General features: G+C 50.8%; 18 protein-coding genes and 3 pseudogenes. 14 read left to right on the forward strand and 7 right to left on the reverse strand.

All coding sequences use genetic code 11. The annotated features are described in order from the left end of the window. Positions 1 to 13 precede the first annotated feature (13 nt). The 7 genes and pseudogenes from ACHHV8_RS13270 to ACHHV8_RS13300 all read left to right on the forward strand — a co-directional run bounded on the left by ACHHV8_RS13270 (position 14) and on the right by ACHHV8_RS13300 (position 6,572). On the forward strand, positions 14 to 985 hold the full coding sequence (locus ACHHV8_RS13270; RefSeq protein ID WP_395158679.1) for an ABC transporter permease: 972 nt from the start codon (positions 14 to 16) through the stop codon (positions 983 to 985). A 12-nt stretch (positions 986 to 997) separates the two neighbouring features. After that, entirely contained in the window at positions 998 to 1,894 is an 897-nt protein-coding gene (locus tag ACHHV8_RS13275) for a carbohydrate ABC transporter permease (protein ID WP_395158680.1), read from the forward strand. An 86-nt stretch (positions 1,895 to 1,980) separates the two neighbouring features. Further along, a complete protein-coding gene (locus ACHHV8_RS13280; RefSeq protein WP_395158681.1) occupies positions 1,981 to 3,654 on the forward strand; it encodes an extracellular solute-binding protein in 1,674 nt (557 codons plus the stop codon). A gap of 112 nt (positions 3,655 to 3,766) precedes the next feature. Then, complete coding sequence (locus ACHHV8_RS13285; RefSeq protein WP_395158682.1) at positions 3,767 to 4,717, forward strand: sugar phosphate isomerase/epimerase family protein; 951 nt, start codon at positions 3,767 to 3,769, stop codon at positions 4,715 to 4,717. Then, positions 4,714 to 5,595: a sugar phosphate isomerase/epimerase family protein gene (locus tag ACHHV8_RS13290; RefSeq protein WP_395158683.1), complete on the forward strand. Its 882-nt coding sequence runs from the start codon at positions 4,714 to 4,716 to the stop codon at positions 5,593 to 5,595. Before ACHHV8_RS13285 ends, ACHHV8_RS13290 begins: the two co-directional genes overlap by 4 nt. Positions 5,596 to 5,638: 43 nt before the next feature. Then, positions 5,639 to 5,872, forward strand: a pseudogene (locus ACHHV8_RS13295) (NAD-dependent epimerase/dehydratase family protein); the annotation flags it as partial. Between the two features lie 58 nt (positions 5,873 to 5,930). Beyond that, complete coding sequence (locus ACHHV8_RS13300; RefSeq protein WP_395158684.1) at positions 5,931 to 6,572, forward strand: NAD-dependent epimerase/dehydratase family protein; 642 nt, start codon at positions 5,931 to 5,933, stop codon at positions 6,570 to 6,572. Between the two features lie 92 nt (positions 6,573 to 6,664). Here ACHHV8_RS13300 and ACHHV8_RS13305 read toward each other — a convergent pair whose 3' ends face one another. Then, a complete protein-coding gene (locus ACHHV8_RS13305; protein WP_395158685.1) occupies positions 6,665 to 6,814 on the reverse strand; it encodes a hypothetical protein in 150 nt (49 codons plus the stop codon). A 12-nt stretch (positions 6,815 to 6,826) separates the two neighbouring features. Further along, on the reverse strand, positions 6,827 to 7,648 hold the full coding sequence (locus ACHHV8_RS13310; protein ID WP_395158686.1) for an alcohol dehydrogenase catalytic domain-containing protein: 822 nt from the start codon (positions 7,646 to 7,648) through the stop codon (positions 6,827 to 6,829). A 405-nt stretch (positions 7,649 to 8,053) separates the two neighbouring features. Between ACHHV8_RS13310 and ACHHV8_RS13315 the strand changes: the two genes are divergently transcribed. Then, positions 8,054 to 9,109, forward strand: coding sequence for a Gfo/Idh/MocA family protein (locus tag ACHHV8_RS13315; RefSeq protein WP_395158687.1), 1,056 nt, complete (start codon positions 8,054 to 8,056; stop codon positions 9,107 to 9,109). A gap of 1 nt (position 9,110) precedes the next feature. Here ACHHV8_RS13315 and ACHHV8_RS13320 read toward each other — a convergent pair whose 3' ends face one another. Genes ACHHV8_RS13320 through ACHHV8_RS13335 form a run of 4 tightly spaced genes read right to left on the reverse strand, consistent with a single transcriptional unit; the run spans position 9,111 to position 13,172 of the window. Continuing rightward, the gene (locus ACHHV8_RS13320) at positions 9,111 to 9,332 is read right to left on the reverse strand and encodes a hypothetical protein (protein ID WP_395158688.1); all 222 of its coding nucleotides are present in this window, start codon (positions 9,330 to 9,332) and stop codon (positions 9,111 to 9,113) included. Then, positions 9,329 to 10,438, reverse strand: a complete 1,110-nt coding sequence (locus tag ACHHV8_RS13325) for a GerAB/ArcD/ProY family transporter (RefSeq protein ID WP_395158689.1) — start codon at positions 10,436 to 10,438, stop codon at positions 9,329 to 9,331. The genes ACHHV8_RS13320 and ACHHV8_RS13325 overlap by 4 nt, the downstream gene beginning before the upstream one ends. Next, positions 10,420 to 11,649 (reverse strand): Ger(x)C family spore germination protein, encoded by a 1,230-nt coding sequence (locus tag ACHHV8_RS13330; RefSeq protein WP_395158690.1) that lies wholly within the window; start codon positions 11,647 to 11,649, stop codon positions 10,420 to 10,422. Before ACHHV8_RS13330 ends, ACHHV8_RS13325 begins: the two co-directional genes overlap by 19 nt. After that, positions 11,646 to 13,172 (reverse strand): spore germination protein, encoded by a 1,527-nt coding sequence (locus ACHHV8_RS13335; RefSeq protein ID WP_395158691.1) that lies wholly within the window; start codon positions 13,170 to 13,172, stop codon positions 11,646 to 11,648. Before ACHHV8_RS13335 ends, ACHHV8_RS13330 begins: the two co-directional genes overlap by 4 nt. 262 nt (positions 13,173 to 13,434) lie before the next feature. Here ACHHV8_RS13335 and ACHHV8_RS13340 point away from each other — a divergent pair, with 262 nt between their 5' ends. Together ACHHV8_RS13340 and ACHHV8_RS13345 are read left to right on the forward strand one after the other, a co-directional pair. Further along, on the forward strand, positions 13,435 to 14,445 hold the full coding sequence (locus ACHHV8_RS13340) for an AraC family transcriptional regulator ligand-binding domain-containing protein (protein ID WP_395158692.1): 1,011 nt from the start codon (positions 13,435 to 13,437) through the stop codon (positions 14,443 to 14,445). Between the two features lie 200 nt (positions 14,446 to 14,645). Then, positions 14,646 to 15,437 (forward strand): SDR family NAD(P)-dependent oxidoreductase, encoded by a 792-nt coding sequence (locus ACHHV8_RS13345; RefSeq protein ID WP_395158693.1) that lies wholly within the window; start codon positions 14,646 to 14,648, stop codon positions 15,435 to 15,437. Positions 15,438 to 15,619: 182 nt separating this feature from the next. On the opposite strand, the gene ACHHV8_RS13350 is transcribed toward ACHHV8_RS13345, so the two are convergent. Beyond that, positions 15,620 to 16,480, reverse strand: coding sequence for a helix-turn-helix domain-containing protein (locus ACHHV8_RS13350; RefSeq protein WP_395158694.1), 861 nt, complete (start codon positions 16,478 to 16,480; stop codon positions 15,620 to 15,622). Positions 16,481 to 16,634: 154 nt separating this feature from the next. Here ACHHV8_RS13350 and ACHHV8_RS13355 point away from each other — a divergent pair, with 154 nt between their 5' ends. From ACHHV8_RS13355 to ACHHV8_RS13370, 4 genes and pseudogenes are all read left to right on the forward strand, one after another. Beyond that, the gene (locus tag ACHHV8_RS13355) at positions 16,635 to 17,372 is read left to right on the forward strand and encodes a phytanoyl-CoA dioxygenase family protein (protein WP_395158695.1); all 738 of its coding nucleotides are present in this window, start codon (positions 16,635 to 16,637) and stop codon (positions 17,370 to 17,372) included. Between the two features lie 87 nt (positions 17,373 to 17,459). After that, positions 17,460 to 17,733 (forward strand): annotated as a pseudogene (locus tag ACHHV8_RS13360) (ABC transporter permease subunit); the annotation flags it as partial. A gap of 62 nt (positions 17,734 to 17,795) precedes the next feature. Then, a pseudogene (locus ACHHV8_RS13365) lies at positions 17,796 to 18,140 on the forward strand (phosphoenolpyruvate hydrolase family protein); the annotation flags it as partial. A 529-nt stretch (positions 18,141 to 18,669) separates the two neighbouring features. Further along, positions 18,670 to 19,482, forward strand: a complete 813-nt coding sequence (locus ACHHV8_RS13370) for an alpha/beta hydrolase family protein (protein ID WP_395163496.1) — start codon at positions 18,670 to 18,672, stop codon at positions 19,480 to 19,482. Positions 19,483 to 19,569: the final 87 nt, after the last annotated feature.

The following is a 19,569-nucleotide window of genomic DNA, read 5'->3' on the forward strand; positions in this document are numbered from 1 at the left end:
AAGGAGGACGAATATGTCATTAGATGCAGATCCGGTAAAATTAAATTATGCTGCCCATCCGGCGGCAATTCGCCGTAAGAAGCTTTGGAGACAAATGAAAATCGATTACCAGCTCTATTTTATTATCCTGCTTCCGTTTGCATGGCTCCTTCTTTTTCAGTATGGACCTATGTATGGCTTGCAGCTGGCATTCAAGGATTTTCATGTTTTTCAGGGGATATGGGGAAGTCCATGGGTAGGATTCAAACACTTTGCCAAGTTTTTTGAATCCTACCAGTTTCTAAGCGTAGTCAAAAACACAATTTTGATCAGTCTATATGAGCTGGTTGCCGGGTTTCCGATTCCTATTATTTTAGCACTTGCCTTGAACGCAACCCTTCGAACGAAATTCAAACAAGCGGTCCAATTTATAACGTATATGCCTTATTTTATTTCTACAGTTGTCATGGTCGGAATTATCCTGCAATTTCTGAATCCGCGAATCGGTATCGTCAACCTCGCCCTTGGACATCTAGGGGTGGATCCGATTAACTTCATGGGGGATCCCTCCATGTTCAAGTCGATCTATGTATGGTCCGGCATATGGCAGCATGCAGGCTGGGGCACGATTATTTATTTGGCGGCGCTCTCCGGCATTAGCCAGGAAATTCACGAAGCAGCGACGATCGACGGGGCAAGCCGGATGCAGCGCATCTGGAATGTGGATTTGCCCGGCATCGCGCCGACCATCACCACGCTGCTTATATTGAACATGGGTCATATCATGGGCATCGGCTTCGAGAAAATTTATTTGATGCAGAACCCGCTGAACATTGCATCGTCTGAGGTCATCTCGACTTATGTCTACTCCGTCAGTCTTGCTTCGTCGGCGCCGAATTACTCCTACGCGACGGCAATCGGCTTCTTTAACTCCTTTATTAATTTATTCCTGATAATGACGGTCAACCAGATTGCCAAGAAAGTAGGAGAAACCAGCCTATGGTGAGGAGGTGAAGCGATGAAGGAAACGAAACTGAGGCTGTCCAGAGCTGACAAGATCTTTTACTACTGCAACGATTTGCTGCTGCTGCTTGCTTTATTGATCGTGCTCTACCCGTTGATTTATATTTTCAGCGCCTCCTTCAGCGGCAGAGAAGCGGTCGTCACCGGTAAAGTATTTCTGTGGCCGGTCGATTTCTCGCTCGAGGGCTACGAAGCGGTTTTCCGCGACCCGCGCATTGTGATCGGTTATACGAATACGCTGTTTTATACGGTGGCAGGCACACTGATCAATATCACGTTAACTATTATGGCCGCCTATCCTTTATCCAGAAAGACGATGGTCGGACGCAATATCATCATGTATCTGTTCGCGTTCACCATGCTGTTTAACGGCGGCTTGATCCCCAACTATCTGCTGATCAAGAATCTGCACATGATTGACACGAGATGGGCGATGCTGCTGCCGGCCGGTCTGAGCGTATTCAATGTCATTATCGCCCGGACGTTTTATCAGACCACCATAAGCCAGGAGCTGTACGAAGCGGCGGCGATAGACGGGTGCTCGCATGTAAAATTCATTTGGCATATCGTCATGCCGTTGTCGAAAGCGATTACGGCAGTGCTGGTACTGTTCTATGGGGTGTATCATTGGAATTCGTATTTCAATGCATTTATTTATTTGAAAAGCGATTCTCTTTACCCGCTGCAAATTGTTCTGCGCGACATTCTGGTTCAGAACAATATCGATCCGAGCACGATAACCGATCCCGAATCAATGATGCGCAAGCAGGGCTTGGCGGATCTCGTCAAATATTCCATTGTGGTCGTTGCCAGCTTGCCGGTATGGCTGGTGTACCCATTCGTGCAGAAGCATTTCGTTAAAGGTGTGATGATCGGATCAATTAAAGGCTGACAGATATACGCCGGGATATAACCAACCGTCCTCGCCATTCAGGGCCCGGTTGATGTATATACGAAAATAGGGAAGGGAGCATGTATGTGAGAAAAAGAACCCGTCGTTTTCTAACGCCGCTTCTTGCGGCAGCCCTGCTTGTAAGCGCAAGCGCCTGCTCGAATTCGGAATCCGCTTCATCCTCTCAAACCGGCAATGACACCGGTACAAAGACGGAATCCAAGGACAATAACGTGAAGGACAGCGGCACCAAGAAATTAACTCCGCTGACGGTGACAACACCGCGTTGGCCCAACACCTTATCCTACGAGTACGGTGAGAACGAATTGACGACTTGGGAGCAGGATCAGACGAATATTCAGGTCAAATGGAATCTGTTTCCGGACGCCGACAAGATGCAGAAGCTGAACCTTGAGCTATCGTCCGGCGGTAATTTAGGCGATGTGGTCATGGGGGATTTTGGCGCCGACAATTCTTTCCTGGCGACCTACGGCTCACAGGGGGCGCTGATTCCGCTCGAGGACTTGATTGAGAAGAATGCGCCTAACATCAAGCAGCAATTCGAGCAGTATCCGGATTTGAAGAAGTCCGTAACCGCGCCGGACGGACATATTTACGGGCTTAGAGAGCTCGGGGTCTGCTATAACTGCGACCGGGCCATGCGTTTCTGGATCAATTCCGATTTCCTGAAGAAGCTGAACATGAACATGCCAACCACGACGGATGAACTGGAGCAGTATTTGAAAGCGGCCAAGCAAAAGGATCCGAACGGCAACGGAAAAGCAGATGAAATCGGCATCACCGGATCGCCGAAAAGCTGGTACGCCAACGTCCATCAGTTCATTCTGCATGCGTTTACTTATTTTGACGGAGATGGCTTATACGTCAAAAACGATAAAGTCGCAGCTGCCTATGCTACGCAGGAGTGGAGGGATGGCCTGCGCTACCTGAATAAGCTTTATACTGAAGGATTAATCGATCCTTCAGCGTTTACGAATGACGAGAATCAAATGAAGCAGACGGTCGAGTTGAATAACGGGCAAACCGTTGCCGCCGTAGCGGGCGGCGGACAGCACGTATTTGCAGCGAATGATTCGACGAGATTGAAGTATGAGATCGTTCCGCCTCTTAAGGGACCGAATGGCTTCCAAAACGCTTACCGTAATGATTACGGAATTATCGCCAGCTACAAATTTATGATCCCCGCATCGGTCAAAGACAAGGTAGCTGCGATCAAGTGGATCGATTTCCAATTTACGCAGGAAGCGAGCGCCAGAGGGCGTTACGGTACGCCCGGCGTCAATTGGGAAAAGCCGAAGGCGGGCATTATCGCAGCTAACGGCGGCGATGCGCAATACGCGATCATCGGTCACGACATCTGGCAGGACCCGCAGAAAGCGCATTGGCATGGCGCGAACAGCGTATGGCAGCGGTGGGGCTCCGACGCGCGGGCGAAGCTGGAGGCAGGCAAGTTCGACCTCGAGACCTCCTTGTTCGATGCGGCAAAGTTATACGACAAGTACGCGGAAAAAGTTTCCGTGCCGAAATTTTTCTTCAGCCCGGATACCGCGCAGAAATACAATCAAATCCGTCAGGACCTGAAGAAATATTATGAAGCGGCTACGGCGGATTTTATCGTCGGCAACCGTAATATCGACAAAGACTGGGATACGTATTTGGGTGAGCTGAAGAAAATCGGCATTGACGAATTTATTCAAATTCAACAAACCGAATACGACAAGAATTGGAAAAGCAAGTAAAGGGTCAGGCGTTATGGCAGCGGGGAACCGAGGGCTTCACCCCGGCCCCGCTCCATCACTTGGACATAGGTATGTCAACTCATTTTATTGATCAGAAGGGGCGGGAAAAGGAATGGTTGATCTGCAGCAAACGGATCGGGATGTGAGTGCGAAGCTTCGCTCTATGAAAATCGGCGTGCAGGGCAGCTTCTATCCGGCGCCGGATGGCATGCCTAAGGAAGACATTCCGGAGTGGCAAATTCGCCGGCTAGCCGCTATGGGATGCACGGTGCACCAGATCGGCTTCGGGCATCTGCCGGATGATAATGGCAAGCTGCTCGCCATCAAAGCGCTTGCCGATTCGCTCGGCGTGGAGCTGGAGCTTACCGCTCCCGGCGCCTTCGGCGTGAGCGGTCCCTATGCCGACGCGGATGCCAAGTCGCGTTTTATGAAAGCAATCGAGCATGCCAGCCTTCTTGGGATGCCGGTGGTACGAACCGGCTACGGACGTCTGAATGTCAAGACGAGCCGCTTCAATAGAAGCATGAAGGTTCGCGAGCATCTGGATTCCCTGGTTCCTTCTCTGCGGGAAGCGGGGCGAATCGCGGATGCAGCCGGATTGGATCTGGCCGTAGAGAATCATTGCGATTTTACCGGACGTGAGATGCGGTATTTGTTTGACCAAACGGATCTGCCGAATGTCGGTGCCGCTTTGGACACGGCCAATGGATTTACGGTGTTTTGCGATCCGCAGGACGATATTGAAGCACTGGCTCCTTATGCGTTCACGACCCATATGAAGGACATGGCCATTATCGATATGCCGATTCGCGGTTACATACCGATGATTGCGCAGGGCTGCGGCCTTGGGGAAGGTCATGTCGATTTATCAAGCACTATGGACCTCCTGGCTGGGCAGAGCCCGCGCGCTGACGGTTTGCATCTGCTGATCGAGCCGGGATGGATGGTGTGGGATGCCAACCGGGACCAGCGGGAGCAGGAATATGAATATTTTGAAAAAGGAATTGCGTATTTGAAAGCTTTGCTGGCAGAAAAGATAAAGGATTCGGAGGAGAGCCAATGACGAAACATTCTGTTCGGATCGGGCATACCGCGATTACTTGGGATAATAAAGAGGTGGATCAAGCCGTTGCAGCCATTGGTTCGTGCGGCTATTGGGGAACGGAAACGTTCGGCTGGGTTCTGCAGGATTGGGCGGAAAGTAACCGGAATTTGCCGGAAGTGTTTGAGCGAAGCGAGCTGCAATTAACCTCTTTATACTGCCATCTGGATATTGTGGATCCAAGCAAGCGTGAAGAGGGCATACAGCAGGTTATGGATTGGATCAAGCTGTATAAACAATTTAACGGTCCTGTCGTCGTTATCGGCGGTACGATGCTGCAGCGCGATAGCTTCGCCATCACGGAGCATTTGCCCCATATCACAACAACCCTAAATGAGCTCGGTAAGCGGATTGGCGATCAGGGGCTGCTCTGCTGCTTCCATCCCCATACCGGCACGCCGGTTGAAACGGACGATGAAATCCATCGGGTGATGAACGCAGTGGATCCGAGTGTGGTTAAATTTGCGCCGGATCTCGGCCAAATCGCCAAAGGAGGCTCCAACCCGTTCGAGTTTGTTAAGGAGTACTATGAGCTGATTCGCATGGTGCATATCAAGGACTATATCGGCGGTCCGGTTGAACGGAACGCGGAGGGGCAAGAAATCGATAAAACCGGATTTCTCGGGTATACCCCGCTCGGTATGGGGGCTGTGGATATTCAGGGCATACTCGCATATTTGGAAGAACGCGATTACAGCCACTATGCGCTGGTTGAGCTTGACGGCAATCAGTGGAGCGCAACCCGGAAGGGCAGCCCGATGATGCCGCCGTTGGAAGCCGTACAAACCAGCAAGCGTTATTTGGAAAAGCTGGGATATCACAATTTCCGGACGGTTTAACGGTTCAGAGCAGTCAAACCAAGGGGAAAGAGGGACATGGACGATGTCGACAAACAGGAAAGTATTGGTAACCGGAGGGGCCGGACGGTTGGCTCGGTATACGATCGATTATTTGTTAGAGCGGAACTATCAAGTGACCGCCTTTGATGTGGTTTCACCCGATCCGGATTCTTTTCCGAAGGGAGTTCCGTTTATCCAAGGCAACCTCACCTCGCTAGAGGATAATATGCGCGCGCTTCACCTGTCGGGTGCGGATTCGATCGTCCATCTCGGAGCCATCACGCACGATACGACGTTGCAGCCAGGGCGTGCCCGAATTCAGCGTATGCCGGAAGATGAGACGATGCGGGTCAATACGATGGGGCACCTATTATCTGATGGATGCGGCGCGGAGATTTCATGTCAAAACCGTCGTCGCCGCCTCCTCATACTATGTGCTTGGTCTCGGCTTCCGTATTAGCGGTAAGCCCTTCCGGGTCGATTACCTGCCTATTGACGAAGAACATCCGCTGCAGCCGGAGGATTCCTACAGCCTTTCGAAGCTGTTCAATGAGGAGACCCTGAAAGCATTCGGATTGGCATATGGCATCCGTACCGTAGCTTTCCGCCTGAATGGGGTGGACTATCCATTTCAACGCGATATGTATTCATACAATATAACCCCTGAAGCGCGTCCGAATCACGTCGGGGGCCCTATCGGCACGACGCATCAATATATCGACCCGCGCGATGCGGCCCAGGCGTTCACACTGGCGCTGGAAGCGGAGAACCTGGCGCTGTTTGAAGCGTTCTACCTTCACACGGACAGCAGGCACTGGGAGGATACGAAAACGGTCGTCGAACGGCACTGGCCGGATTTGAAAGAGCTGGCCGGAGGCTTGGAAGGAACGGAAGGCTTGATCACCTGCCGGAAGCTGCGCGAGAAGCTGGGCTATGAGCCGAAATATTCATGGAGAAACCCGAAGGATGACTTCTAAAATCCGATTATCCGATTAATAGTGTAATTAATTAGTATCAGGTACTAAATCAAAAAACTTCCGATAAGCTAACATTATCGGAAGTTTTTTCGTTACCAATCCAGAACGACTCCAAGGCAGTGACGGCTTTTGTCCGAAATAAGGCGCCATGCCTCCTCCGCATGTTCTACAGGGAAGCGGTGTGTAATCAATGCTTCCGTCTGCAGCCAGCCTTCGTGAATCCCCTCCAAGGTTCGATCCATACGCTCCTTGGCTCAGCCTGAAGGCGTATACAGTGTAATTTCCTGGTTGCGCAGCTTCTGGATATCGACCATCCCGGTTTCACCCAGGAACCCTGCGGAAACCCAATGCCCGCCGCGAATCATTCCGGGCAAAATGTCTTGGACCGTGCTCATGGAGCCCACGGTGTCTACGACAATCGAGATGCTGCCGCAGGCGGAAAGCGCCTCCTTGACGGAGCGATGCCGGAGATTCAGCCCCTGGATGGAATCGGGCAGCAAAGCTAAACGCTCATCGTGCCGGCCTAACACCAGAACGCGCGCTCCGCGGTGCCGCAGCGTTTGCGCCGCCCAGTGGCCTACCAGACCGTCACCGATCACTACGGCCAAGTCTTGGGGATTGACCGGCGGACGGCTGCCGCAGTTGTAGCCGACTTGAGTGAGCACCATGCCGGAGTAGGCGATTGCAGGGAGAGCCGGAGGCAGCTTCCATACCTCGCTCGCCTCCGTTACGGCCGGGTTGACATGTCCGCCCTTCGGCTTGAACATGCCGGAAATCCGGCTGACGGAAGCAAATACGCGGTCGCCGGGCTTCAAGCCGCTTACGGCATCGCCGACGGACAACACCGTACCTACCTTTTGATATCCGGGAGCATACGGAAACGGCCACGGCGATCCTTCCCGATACGGCTCCTCTCCGTTAACCCTCTCTCCGCGGAAATACGACGATTCCGTTCCGATACTGATCCAGGAATGCTGCACTTCAATGACAACGTCGTTCGGCGCCGGATCGGGAATCTCAACCTCCTGATACTTTACCTGCAGCCGATCCGGAAATATAACCGCTTTACCGAGCATAAGCTCAAGCCTCCTTATCTAAACAAAATCCAATCGTCCTAGCAGCTTGCGGAATCATGTTACGGCCTGTCTCTTGTACCGCTTCAACCTTTGAAGCGACAGCTCCAGCTCTCGCTTCGAACGTTCGGACGTCCATCTTTATTGGCAAAGCTGGCGTCGAGAAGGGGACTCGACTCTCTCAAGAGCTCCTCCGCGTTAACTGCATTATAGGAGACGGAAGAGGATTAGACAAGGAATGAATTTTTGTTTCGTTAGTAACATTTAAGTAAGTAACAGTCATTTCAAACATATATAAAAACAAACAAAATTAAATAAACATAAATAGTGCCCTATTCCAAAATATTCGTGTATGATAGGAGTGTAGATAAATGATGTCGGTGAATCGCCGAGAAGGGGAGCCTATTTATGGAGAAACCGAAGTATAGAGTGGCGCTGCTTGGACTAGGCAATCGAGGCTGGTCGCATCTCGCGGGCTTTATCGCGAATGAGGAGCAGTTTGAGCTTAGTGCCGTATGCAGCTCAAGCGGCGATAAACTGCAAACGGTGAAAAACCGGTATGCGGGGTGCCTCACCTACTCCGATGCCGAGCAAATGCTGGCGGAGGTGCGGCCGGACGTGTTCTGCTTCGCTACGCCTCCGAGCGTCAGACTGTCGCTCGTCAAGCTGGCTGCGCGTTATGGGGTGAAGGCCATTGCCATGGAGAAGCCGATTGCCAACTCCATGCAGGAGACAAGAGAGATCGGGCGCTTGATCCGCGAGCATGGAATCCAGACGGTCGTCTGTCATCAGCACAAATATTTGTCCTCGTTCCAGAAGCTGAAGCAGTTCGTCCAATCCGGGGATATCGGCGATATTGTCCGCATTCACGGAAAGACGCGGGGGTGGCTGTACAATTCCGGAACTCATTTCGTCGACTATATGTTATGGATCAACGGGGGCATCAAGGCCGATTGGGTTACAGGGCATGTACATGGCAAGGACAAGCTCGACGACAGCCATCCTTCTCCGGCATACGCGTTAGGGGAGCTGCATTTCGCCAATGGGGTTACGGGAATTATTGAATGCGGCTATTTGAGCCCGTCCTATCTGCCTTCGGACAGGTTCTGGACCGACAACCGGCTGACGGTATACGGGACACACGGTTATGCGTGGGCGGAAACCGACGGACGATGGGGCGCCTTTACCCGGCATTCCGGGGGTCAAATCCTTGAAGGCCAGGAGGCGCTGTGGTCGCCGGCGGTCAAAGATGCGATACAAGCCGATTACACGAGCGATCTGGCGGATTGGATGAATGATCCCGGCCGTCTGCATGCATGCAATTTCGAAATCAGCGAGCACGGATATGACATTTTGTACGGCATCTGCGCCAGCTCCCTGGATCATGCCCGGATCGATCTGCCCCTTCCGCAGGAGCTTAACGAAGATATCATCGAACGGATGAAGCGGGAGCTGCGGGATTAATTTACCCGCCGATCAGCCAACTGTCGATCGGACCGAATAGGGCCTCTATCCAGACGCTGATTTGGTAGCTGTTCCTTACCGCATATAATACTTCGCTTAAAAGAAGCAGCAGGGTAAGGGATACGATCAGGATGACAAAAGTGCGCTTTTTCCGTTTCTCCCGGCGGAGGTAGCGCAATTCGGCGATGCCGATCGTCAGATAGACTATCAGGATCATAATCATGGAGAGGAGGCTCTCTTTCTGCTCGCATATTTTATTTGGATGGAATCGACCAAATAGTAGAGCACCGGGATCAGCTCCGCAATGACAAACATGGTCAGCATACCGCCGCTCATCATGCTTTTAAACTGGATGTTTGACTTGACGACAACAAGAGAGCCTATGGCGATAAAAGCCGTAATCGGAAATACAAAGGGCTTCGTGTCCTTTAAACGGCAAGAGCGTGCCAGTATTAAAGAGATAATGAAGACGATAAACCCGAGCTTCACGAAGATGCTGATCAGCCACAACGCAATTAATGCGGGATCCAATGTCTCAAGAAAGGAGCCGGATCTCATAAAGCGCAGCAGCTCCAATTCCGGAAAGTTGAGGTTCGAGGCAAGCTCCGGACCGAAAATGAGCAGCAGCGGCACTACGTGCAGAATGACGACGACGGAGGAAACGATCATGGAGGACGTGAGCGAACGAAACGTTTTGGCCGGTGACTGCAAAAATGGAAATATAAACAGGACAAAAGACATTTCCCCGAACACGGACGACGTATAGTAAGCGGATGGCCACATTTCCCGCAAGCTGAATTGGGTAATCATGCCTTTTCCGGAGAACCATTCGAAATTTTCGCTCACGACCACCGGAATAATCAGAAAAGACAACAGGCTGATAAAAAATAAGCCTTCCGCGGCTCGGAACACCGACTTGACTCCGAAACGGACTGTGTATGCGATACAAATGCCGCAAAGGCTGGCAATAGCCCAAGAAGGCGTGCCTACCAGATAAAATTGGGTTAGCACGTCTTGAAGCTCCCAAATATTGATAATCGCAATCATCAGATTGGATAGAGCGATAAATAACAGCAGCGGATAGTGCAGCCATTTTCCGAGGATATGGCGGCCATAATCGATAAAGAAGCTGTCGGGACGGCGCATGGCAAGCTTATAGCTGATAAAGGAAAAAGCGAGTCCAAGCATCGCCCCCGACATAATCCCGGCAGGAGCATTGTACCCGCTTGATTGCAGCATGATGTTCAGCATGAAAGCGATCATGGTGGAAAAAAGGTGAAGCGCGAACAGTTTAAACAGCTGACCCTGCGTTACGGACTGAGGTTCCACGTTCGCTCATCTCCTTCCTTCTCAGCAAACTTCAGTTTATTGTGAAACGAATCGGTGGAAGAGCCGAGACGGCGAAGCGAGATGACAGAGTCAACGCGCACTTCCAAACGATCCTTGTAGTATGCCCTCCAGTCCTGTTGGATGGTTTTCCATTCCTTAGGGTATTGGACCGACAGGTAATGCCCGAAATTGAACACATCGGCTCCCGACTTTCGGGTTTTGGCAATCATCTCCATGAGCGACTTATTGGCGATGCGATTGATTTCTTTCTCGAGCAGCTCGATATTTTGCTGCTTTCTTAAGTCAATATCCGAATCCGATGCGATAATACCTGCATCAGAGTAAGAGCTTATGGTTACCCCTAAGCCTTGCCGCGTACGAAACGGACGGATTTCCGTGCGAAGGGAGGAAGTGTAGAAGCCTACATTCCTGCCGTCGGTTGGCGATGGGGCGCTGTAGATGTACCGCTTCAGCTGTCCTAACACTAAGCGCGCGGACGAAGTTTCCTCGGGAGACAGCACGTTCGTGACCATCTTCCCTTTGCGAAGAATGGCTGCGCCCGCCGTACCGACGCCGCCGGGCGAACCGGCTTTGGCCGACGGGTCCACCGTTTTAAAGCTCAGCATGGGAATCAGACCGTCTCCTCCGCTCGCTTCGGAGTACATCATGTCTTTCACCGTGGTGCTGAGGATCTGATCATTGCGTATGTATCCGTTTAGTACCGAGGCGAGAAACCGCTCGAAGGAGGAAGGCATTCGGGCGACCTTCGATTTAACGGGCACTTCCACCATAAAGAGATTCGTATTCAGCCGCAGCAGCGGATTGCGCTCGACGAACTCCAGGATCGGTGCGATGCCCTGCTTGGCGAGACGGCTTCCCAAGATGATGCTGTGTGTCTGCCCGAAGGTGACGTCACGGGGAATATCGCCCTGAATTTTTTGAAGCGCTTCTTCCAGCGTAGCGCCTGTACGGGTGACATAGGCGATAGGCTCCTGGCCTCCGCCTTCGCCGGTACCGCCCGTAAAGCCGGGAATAAGCCGGTTCGTTAGCGGAATGCCAAGCGTCAGTTCGACACCGCTGTCCGTTTGATCGACGATCACTACGTTTACAAAAGCCCGGTCATTCAATTCAACAGATGACCAGCAGCCGGTAACCATTGCAGGAACGCACAGGAGGATCGCGATCTTCCATAACTTCGGCAGCAGGCTCAATCTTCTCCCTCCCCGCTGTGCTCAGCCCAGGAGCGCAATCCTGATTTTTGTCTGATTCGATTAGCGGCGTCCGCTGTTGGCGGGCGCCGCTTCATTTTCCACCAAGGGGCTCTAACCAGCGTGTCCTTGAACGATCCTGCGACTTGAGGAGCGATCGGTGACAGATAAGGGGTACCGAAGGATTGCAAATTAAGCATATGGACGTAAATGATAATGAGCCCGCAGGCAATGCCGAAAATACCGAAGATGCCGGCGAGCAGCATCATCGGAAAACGAAGCAGGCGAAAGGATAGTCCCAAGTCGAAGCTTGGTATGATAAAAGAAGCAATGCCGGTCAACGAAACGATGATAACCATGGCAGCTGATACGATCCCGGCTTGGACGGCGGCCGTGCCGATGATAAGCGCTCCGATGATGGACACGGCTTGACCGATGGATTTCGGGATACGAACCGACGCTTCACGAAGCGCTTCAAACGCAATCTCCATCATCAACGCTTCCATCAATGCGGGGAAAGGTACCACTTCCCGCGAGGATGAAACCGAGATGAGCAAATTAAACGGGATCATCTCGGGATGAAAGGTCGTAATTGCAATATAAAAGGAGGGCAGCAGCAGCGACGAGGCTAGAAAAACAAACCGAATCCAGCGAATCCAGGTCGCCGCGATAAAAGGCTGATAGTAATCTTCCGCCGATTGCAGCAGGGTAAAGAAATGGACAGGAGCGATCAAGGCAATCGGCGTATTATTGACCATCACGCCGATGCGGCCTTCCAGCACTGAGGCGGACACAGTATCGGGACGCTCCGTATATTGGATCTGCGGAAAGGGGGAGGAAGGGTTGTCCACAATCGCTTCCTCCAAATAATTGGAACCGAGCACTCCATCGACATCGATGCAGGCCAGTCGTCTTTTCATCTCTTTGACCAGCGAGTCGGGGCAAATATCATCCAAATAGATGAGCACAACCGACGTTCTTGTTTTCGTTCCGAATGTCATTTGTTCGATCTTAAGGTGGCGGCTGCGAATCCGTCGGCGGACGAGCGTCAAATTGGTGTCAAGATTTTCGACAAAGGCTTCACGCGAACCGCGGATGACGGACTCATTGGGCGCTTCCATGATGGCGCGCTTCTCAAATTTGGTCTGCGAAAGCCCGAGCATGCGTGAATCGCCATCGATAAGCAGCAGGCCGCATCCGTCAAGCAGCCAGTCCATGCTCGCGGAGGGAGCAGTTAACGTCCGGCAGCCTGCTGAAGGTAACCGATGCTCAATAAACAAGGGCGACAGATCATTGTTCCAGCTTGAACATTCCTTGATAAGCGGTTTCAGAAGATGCTCTTCGGCATCGTGATAATCGAACAGTTCACGGATGTAGATTAGCGAACAAGCGGTTCCGGTCCCTATCGTAAAAGGATGTATAACGATATCCGAGCAGTGAGCGAGCTGCGAGCGGAACCACTCCAGTCTTGGCTCCAAGTTTGAGGTGTCCGGATAACCGGCATCACCGTTTGCAAAAACTGGCATGGGGTTGTCCTGCGCCCTCATGGGAGGATCATCCTTTCGCATTTTCGCATGTGTTTAGGTCAACTTCATTTATTCCCGGTATCAAGGCATTTCAAACCTCGCCGGAGAAGCCGGAGTCAACTCCTTATACGGATGAAGGATAGGTTTGTGGAGTCCAGGGGCTGCGCGTCTTCAGGTCTTTGGGTGAAGATCTAAGCATTCTCAGGTATACTTAGTCAGAACAGCAACGAAAAGGTACGCAGCTAAAGGAGAACCGTTCGTTATGAAATCCGACCTTATTAAATTCCCGCTAGGCTTTTGGACGGGATTACAACAACTAGGCATCGCTCCGCACGATGCAGCCCGCAAAGCGGGGCTGCCGCTCGCTGTGATTACACAATCACCTGCAGTCACTCCCGCTCAATATTTTAAAATATGGCAAGCGTACTCCGATCTCGCCGGCGGCCCTGCGGCAGCCATTATCAAGCTTGTAACCGTATTTGAAACGACCCAATACCCGCCGAGCGTCTTGGCTACCTACCATGCGCGTGATTATCGCGACGCTCTTCACCGCATGTCCCGGTACAAGCAGCTGTGCCCTCCGGAAAGCCTGCGCCTGACGGAAGAGGGCGAGCACTGCACGATCAAGCTGGAATGGAAGCGCAGCGAGCAGCCCGGACCGCCGGTGTTGGCCGGAACGACGCTGGCTTTTCTTCTGGAGCTAGGGCGGCGGGGCACAGGGCAGCCTATTGCGGCGCGTTCCGTGGAATTTGCTCATCCGATGGACGATGTTCAGGCTCTTGAAGCTTACTTCGGGTGTCCTGTCCGAGTGGGGGCTGCCGCAAACCGGTTGACGCTACACCGAACCGATCTGGACCGTCCGTTTATTTCATATAACCGGGAGCTGCTGGAGATGCTGACTCCCGTATTGGACCGGACGCTGGATGAACAGCTCAGCCGTTCCATCCCCGAGACGGTCAAATGGATTTTGAAGCGAAGTCTTGCCGGAGGGGGCCTGGACATTCAGACGGTGGCGAGTGAGCTTGGTCTGAGCGATCGTACCTTACAGCGCCGTCTTACGGACGAAGGAACATCTTTTAAGCGGCTGCTGACACAGGTTCGGCATGAACAGGCGCGGGAATATTTGACAGATCCCAGCCTCGATATTAAAGAAGTGGCCTTCCTGGTTGGATATGAAGACCAGAACTCCTTTTACCGCGCTTTTCGTCATTGGGAAGGCGATACGCCGGCCCATTGGCGTACCGAATATTGGGAGGCCAACCCGCCGTCGTAGCATTCTCGGGCAGACCGGTTCTGCGGAGGGCGGTTTTCAGGGTATGCGTTATATGGCGTGTGATACAAGAAATATGACGCTGTGCGCTAGTTACCGGACGAGCTGAATGCAGTAATATAATCCCTATCCGGAGCACAACGCTGTTCCGATAATAGCTTCCAATCAGCTTGCCTGGAAGGATAATAGAGGAGACGTAAGTTATGGATATGGGATTAAGCGGCAAGACAGCGTTAGTAACCGGATCGACGAGAGGAATCGGAAAAGCTATTGCCATCGAGCTTGCCAGAGAAGGCGTCCACGTTCTGATTAATGGGCGGAATCATGAAGAGGCAGAACGAACCGTCGATGCATTGAAGTCGGAGTTCCCGTCTACCATGCCTCGGAATGCTGCAGCGGATATTGCGGACAGGCAGCAAAGAGAAGCTTTGTTTGAGCAATATCCCCATGTCGATATTCTGGTTAACAATATGGGGATTTATGAAATCATGTCCTATGACGACATTGACGATCAAGTATGGGAGATCTATTTTCGAACAAATGTTCTTGCGGCCAACGGATTAGCTCAATTTTATTTGCCAAGCATGCTGCAAAACAATTTCGGACGCATTCTCTTTATTGCAAGTGAAGAAGCTTTGATGCCTTCAGGGCAAATGCCCCAGTATGCTATGACCAAATCCATGCTGCTATCGCTGTCCAAGAGCTTGTCGATGCTAACGGCGGGAACGGAAGTTACATCGAATACGATTCTGCCCGGCCCCACGCTGTCTGAATATGTACATCAGATCATTGACAGCTTGTTTCCGGAGGATATGACATTTGCGGAAAAAGAGAAAAAATTTATGGCTGCAAACCTGCCGCAATCCGAAATCCAGCGGTTTATCAAGCCATTCGAAATAGGCCGTCTGGCTGCATTCTTATGCAGTCCCTATGCTTCCGCATTTAAGGGTTCGCCGGTCCGCATGGACGGGGGCATGGTGCCCACGATTTTTTGACATTAACTTGACCGGAAAGAGGAACGGATTGCAGCACTGCGTGCCCAAAATTACTACAACCTTGATAGAGAAGGGATCCCAAGCAGCTGCAGCGTATACAAGCCCAGTGCTGCTCCACTTGACTGAGCTGCCGGATCACCTTTTCCTTATTATGACGGATACGTAAGACTGCAATTTGCAGCCTATTTAAGCTCCGGAATGACCGGCTTTTGCATCGACTTCCTGTATCTTGCGGGAGAGTAATGAAACCGCTCCTTGAACAAGTGGTAAAAATGGCTGAGGTTGTCGAAGCCGCAATCCAGAGCGATATCCGAAATTTCTTCATCTGTGTATTGAAGCAATTTGGAAGCATAATCGAGCTTAATCCGATTCAGCCATTGGGTTGGCGTCTGGCCGAAATGCTTGCGGAAGCTGCGAGCTACATATTCGCGGTTCCTGCCGCTTAATTCGAAGAGCCTGTCGAGACCGGCGGAGAAGTTCTGTTTATCCCGAAGCTTCTCATCCAGAGAGGCGAGCCACAGGGGCAATGACGATTCCTCAAGCTGCCGATGTTGAGTATGCTTAGTCCATAGCTCAAGTAAAATCAGTTTGAATTGCAGCAGTAAACCCCCACCCGTAGCTTCAGACGACAAGAGCAGTCTTTCAAAACGAAGCTTCAAGTGTTGTCGGTTCAGCTCATGCAGATGTGTCACAGGAGGTAAAGCCGCAGAATGAAACTGCCTTAGCTCTTCCGGTGTATTCGCGTACAATGCGAGCGCCTCAAACACTTCGCACGGAAAGGCGACATTCAGAACTTGGCAATCCGTGTGGAGCCGCTCGTAGTAATGAGCGTCGTTCGGTCGGATCCAAACCAGCGAGCCTTCCTTAAGCCATTGCTTCTGCCCATTCACCTGATGAATGACCGCGCCACCAAAAATAATGAAAAATTCATAAAAATTATGGGTGTGCAGTGCGGAAGTCAATTGAATGGAGCGGATAAATGCATAATGAAATCCGATAGCCGGATCCATGATTTGTTCGGCATACAGCTTCTTGATATCCATCCTTCACCTCGAAACAAAAGTCAGTACAGTACAAAAAAATATTTCCTTATCCGTATTATAACAAGAAATCGTGCAGACAAATACGATACGATATGTATGCAGGATTTCTGATTTGTGCTTTATTGCACAATAATTATAGGAGGGGAAATACCGAATGGCTACTAGTGGATTGACGCAAGCAGAAGTGGATTATTATCATCAGAACGGTTATTTGCTTCATAACAAGCAGATTTTTAGTCCTGAGAAGCTGGCGGCGTTAAAGGAAATATTCGAGGAACAGTGGACTTTGGTCGGTAAAAAGCTGAACAGCGAGCTGGATACGCCTCATTTCCGGGACGAGCGCTTGCTTGAATTTTTGCTGGCGGATGAAGTGCTCGATCTTATCGAGCCTCTGATTGGGCCCAATATCGGTTTGTGGTCAAGCCATTTTATATGTAAAGAACCTTTGGTGGGTAAAGCGACTCCATGGCATGAGGATTCTGCTTACTGGAACGGCCGATTAACCCGCTTTGATAAAATTGTGACCATTTGGCTTGCGATTGACCATAGCTGGAAGGAGAACGGCTGCATGCGTGTAATACCCGGAACCCATCGTCATGGATTTTCCGAGTATGAGCGAGTCAATGGAGAGGATCATATTTTCGATTCGGAAATCAAGGATGTCGACGATACTCAAGCGGTTTACTTTGAGCTTAAGCCGGGCGAATGCTCTCTGCATGACTCTCGAATTATTCATGGTGCCGCGCCCAATAAAAGCGAGTACCGCCGCTGCGGGTACACGATGCGCTACTTTGCAACCGATGCTCTTGTCACTAAAGAGAGGAACAAAAACCATAAAGTTTGGCTTGCACGCGGCAAGGACCTGGCAGGAAATGAGTTTGTAAATGTGTAATTCGGTGTAGAGTCTGCCTTTCCAGGCCAACGCCTTAAGCGGTAATTGGTTGCCTCCAAAGTCATGTAGATGACAGGAGGCAGCCTTGAGGCGGCAAGGGTGGACGGAGCCAATCGGTGGTCGCAAATGATGCATATTACGATTCCCGGTATTTTGCCTACTATTATCATTATGCTGATCCTCAGGGTAGGACATATGTGAATCGGCTGATGTGATTTCTTCCTTCATATACCGTAAAGGCTTGCTGGAAATGAACTACAGCTATAGCGCTGCAGTCGGGCTATTTAATTCCGTCATTAATTTTTTGCTGCTGCTGACGGTTAACCGTTTATCCAGAAAAACCGGTACCTCTTTATGGTAAAGACATGGAATTCAGGACAGCCGGCTGCATTGCCAACACGTCGCTAGCAAGGAGGCTTACTGAAAGCCATGGCTGAAGCGGGTGCGGATGTACTGGTTGCTCATGTCGGTCTTACGACCAAAGGAAGTATAGGGGCGAAGACGGCTCTGACTCTCGATGAATCGGCTGAGCTCGTCCAGCGTATCTCTGATGCAGGGAAATCCGTTAATCCTGACATTCTTGTTATTTGTCATGGCGGTCCGATTTCGGAGCCGGCAGATGTGGAGTACGTGCTGGGAAGAACCGAAGGTATCGCCGGGTTTTTCGGCGCTTCCAGTATAGAGAGACTACCGACCGAGAACGCCATTACGGAACAAATGCGCAATTTTAAATGCATTGAGGGAGCCCAAATGGAATTCAAAAATTAGGCGAGCGTCCTCTGATTGAGTACAGAAAAACGATCGTCGTTTCAATGATCTCTAATTAAGCCAAATGAAGGCGGGGTTACAATTATCCCGCTTTTTTTGTGTTGGGGAATGCCCTGCTTGTAAGGTGATGTAAGCGGGAATGAGGTGCTAAAAAGTTATTGCTCAGGCGGAATTTGCGTGTTAATATTTTGCTAATTCCAAAATATTCCAATTGTTTGAGCTGCGATAAGCGGAATATCGAGCGGTTTTCAACATTCATGGCAGCTGATTTTAATCGGGGGTGCTTTTTATGAAAATTCAACGCAATAAAAGGAATGCTCGTATAAAAGTTGCTGTAATAACCGCTCTTTTATCCGTAATGATTGCAGGATGCTTCCCTCAAACCCTTCCATCCAATGACGAGCCTACAAATTCGAACGAAGCCAGCGTTCCGCCCTCGAAGATAGAAACGATAGTTAAATCCTCATCCAGAGCGAACGGAACCGTTGTTTCCAAAGAGCTGCTGCAATTTCCGGATCAGAATCCCGCCATTAACATTTATAAAATATTTTATATCAGCGAAGGGATGAAAGTGGAGGCGTATGTAGCCGAACCGAAAAAATCCGGACTGTATCCCCTTCGTGTTAATCTCCACGGTGGCTGGGCGTATGAGCATCCGTCGTTAACGCATGAAGTCAGTCCGCTGCAGGCCGAACAAATGAAGAACGCATCGGAGCTGCTTGTCACGATTGCACCGCAATACCGCGGTTATATGGAAAGTGAAGGCACCGTCCAAGGACTGGAAGGAAGTACGGCAGATACCCAGAACGCCATTCGGGCCGTCTTGTCGATGGGGCAAATCCAACCGGATTCCATCTATTTGCATGGGGCTTCCATGGGTGGGGGGATAGCGTTGAGAACGGCTTCGGAACGTAAGGACATCAAGGCGGTTGTGGCGGTTAGTCCTTTTGTCGGGTGGGATACGATCATCGAGTGGATGGACAATAACCCGAATGAGGTTTGGCCTCCTTTTGTTCAAAGCGAAAGAACATTAGCGGAACAATATAAAGATGTTTTCAGCAAAAATCCCGGTAAAGTAAAAGAAAATTCATTACTTGATCGAATAGCAGATATTTCGGCTCCTGTCCTCTTGCTGCAAGGAACCGGTGATAAATCTGTTGTATGGCAAACCGTCCAGCATTTCGCCGACCGTATGAAAGAATCGAACAAGACCGTAAAGCTGGTGTTATATCCGGATGGCGGCCATGGCTTGAAGGATCAATACCAAAAGGAAGCCGGACGTGAAATTGCCAATTGGATTAAGCAATATGGATTATCTCAAGTATCTGGGAGCACACCCTAATACGTAATTCTATATATATCATTTCACGAGGCCGCCGCGGACGATCGGGCGGTCTTTTTGCTATGAAGATCAGCCTGTTGTAAAAAT

Source organism: Paenibacillus sp. TAB_01, assembly GCF_043945595.1.
In the GTDB taxonomy this organism is placed as follows: Bacteria; Bacillota; Bacilli; order Paenibacillales; family NBRC-103111; genus Paenibacillus_S.

What these genes read in the sequence shown, in the direction of transcription:
- ACHHV8_RS13285 (WP_395158682.1), top strand. Translation starts at nt 3,767, where the DNA reads ATGGTTGATCTGCAGCAAACGGATCGGGATGTGAGTGCGAAGCTTCGC.
- ACHHV8_RS13290 (WP_395158683.1), top strand. Translation starts at nt 4,714, where the DNA reads ATGACGAAACATTCTGTTCGGATCGGGCATACCGCGATTACTTGGGAT.
- ACHHV8_RS13345 (WP_395158693.1), top strand. Translation starts at nt 14,646, where the DNA reads ATGGATATGGGATTAAGCGGCAAGACAGCGTTAGTAACCGGATCGACG.
- ACHHV8_RS13275 (WP_395158680.1), top strand. Translation starts at nt 998, where the DNA reads ATGAAGGAAACGAAACTGAGGCTGTCCAGAGCTGACAAGATCTTTTAC.
- ACHHV8_RS13310 (WP_395158686.1), bottom strand. Translation starts at nt 7,648, where the DNA reads ATGCTCGGTAAAGCGGTTATATTTCCGGATCGGCTGCAGGTAAAGTAT.
- ACHHV8_RS13305 (WP_395158685.1), bottom strand. Translation starts at nt 6,814, where the DNA reads ATGGATCGAACCTTGGAGGGGATTCACGAAGGCTGGCTGCAGACGGAA.
- ACHHV8_RS13270 (WP_395158679.1), top strand. Translation starts at nt 14, where the DNA reads ATGTCATTAGATGCAGATCCGGTAAAATTAAATTATGCTGCCCATCCG.
- ACHHV8_RS13350 (WP_395158694.1), bottom strand. Translation starts at nt 16,480, where the DNA reads ATGGATATCAAGAAGCTGTATGCCGAACAAATCATGGATCCGGCTATC.
- ACHHV8_RS13355 (WP_395158695.1), top strand. Translation starts at nt 16,635, where the DNA reads ATGGCTACTAGTGGATTGACGCAAGCAGAAGTGGATTATTATCATCAG.
- ACHHV8_RS13300 (WP_395158684.1), top strand. Translation starts at nt 5,931, where the DNA reads ATGAGACGATGCGGGTCAATACGATGGGGCACCTATTATCTGATGGAT.
- ACHHV8_RS13340 (WP_395158692.1), top strand. Translation starts at nt 13,435, where the DNA reads ATGAAATCCGACCTTATTAAATTCCCGCTAGGCTTTTGGACGGGATTA.
- ACHHV8_RS13320 (WP_395158688.1), bottom strand. Translation starts at nt 9,332, where the DNA reads ATGATTATGATCCTGATAGTCTATCTGACGATCGGCATCGCCGAATTG.
- ACHHV8_RS13335 (WP_395158691.1), bottom strand. Translation starts at nt 13,172, where the DNA reads ATGCCAGTTTTTGCAAACGGTGATGCCGGTTATCCGGACACCTCAAAC.
- ACHHV8_RS13315 (WP_395158687.1), top strand. Translation starts at nt 8,054, where the DNA reads ATGGAGAAACCGAAGTATAGAGTGGCGCTGCTTGGACTAGGCAATCGA.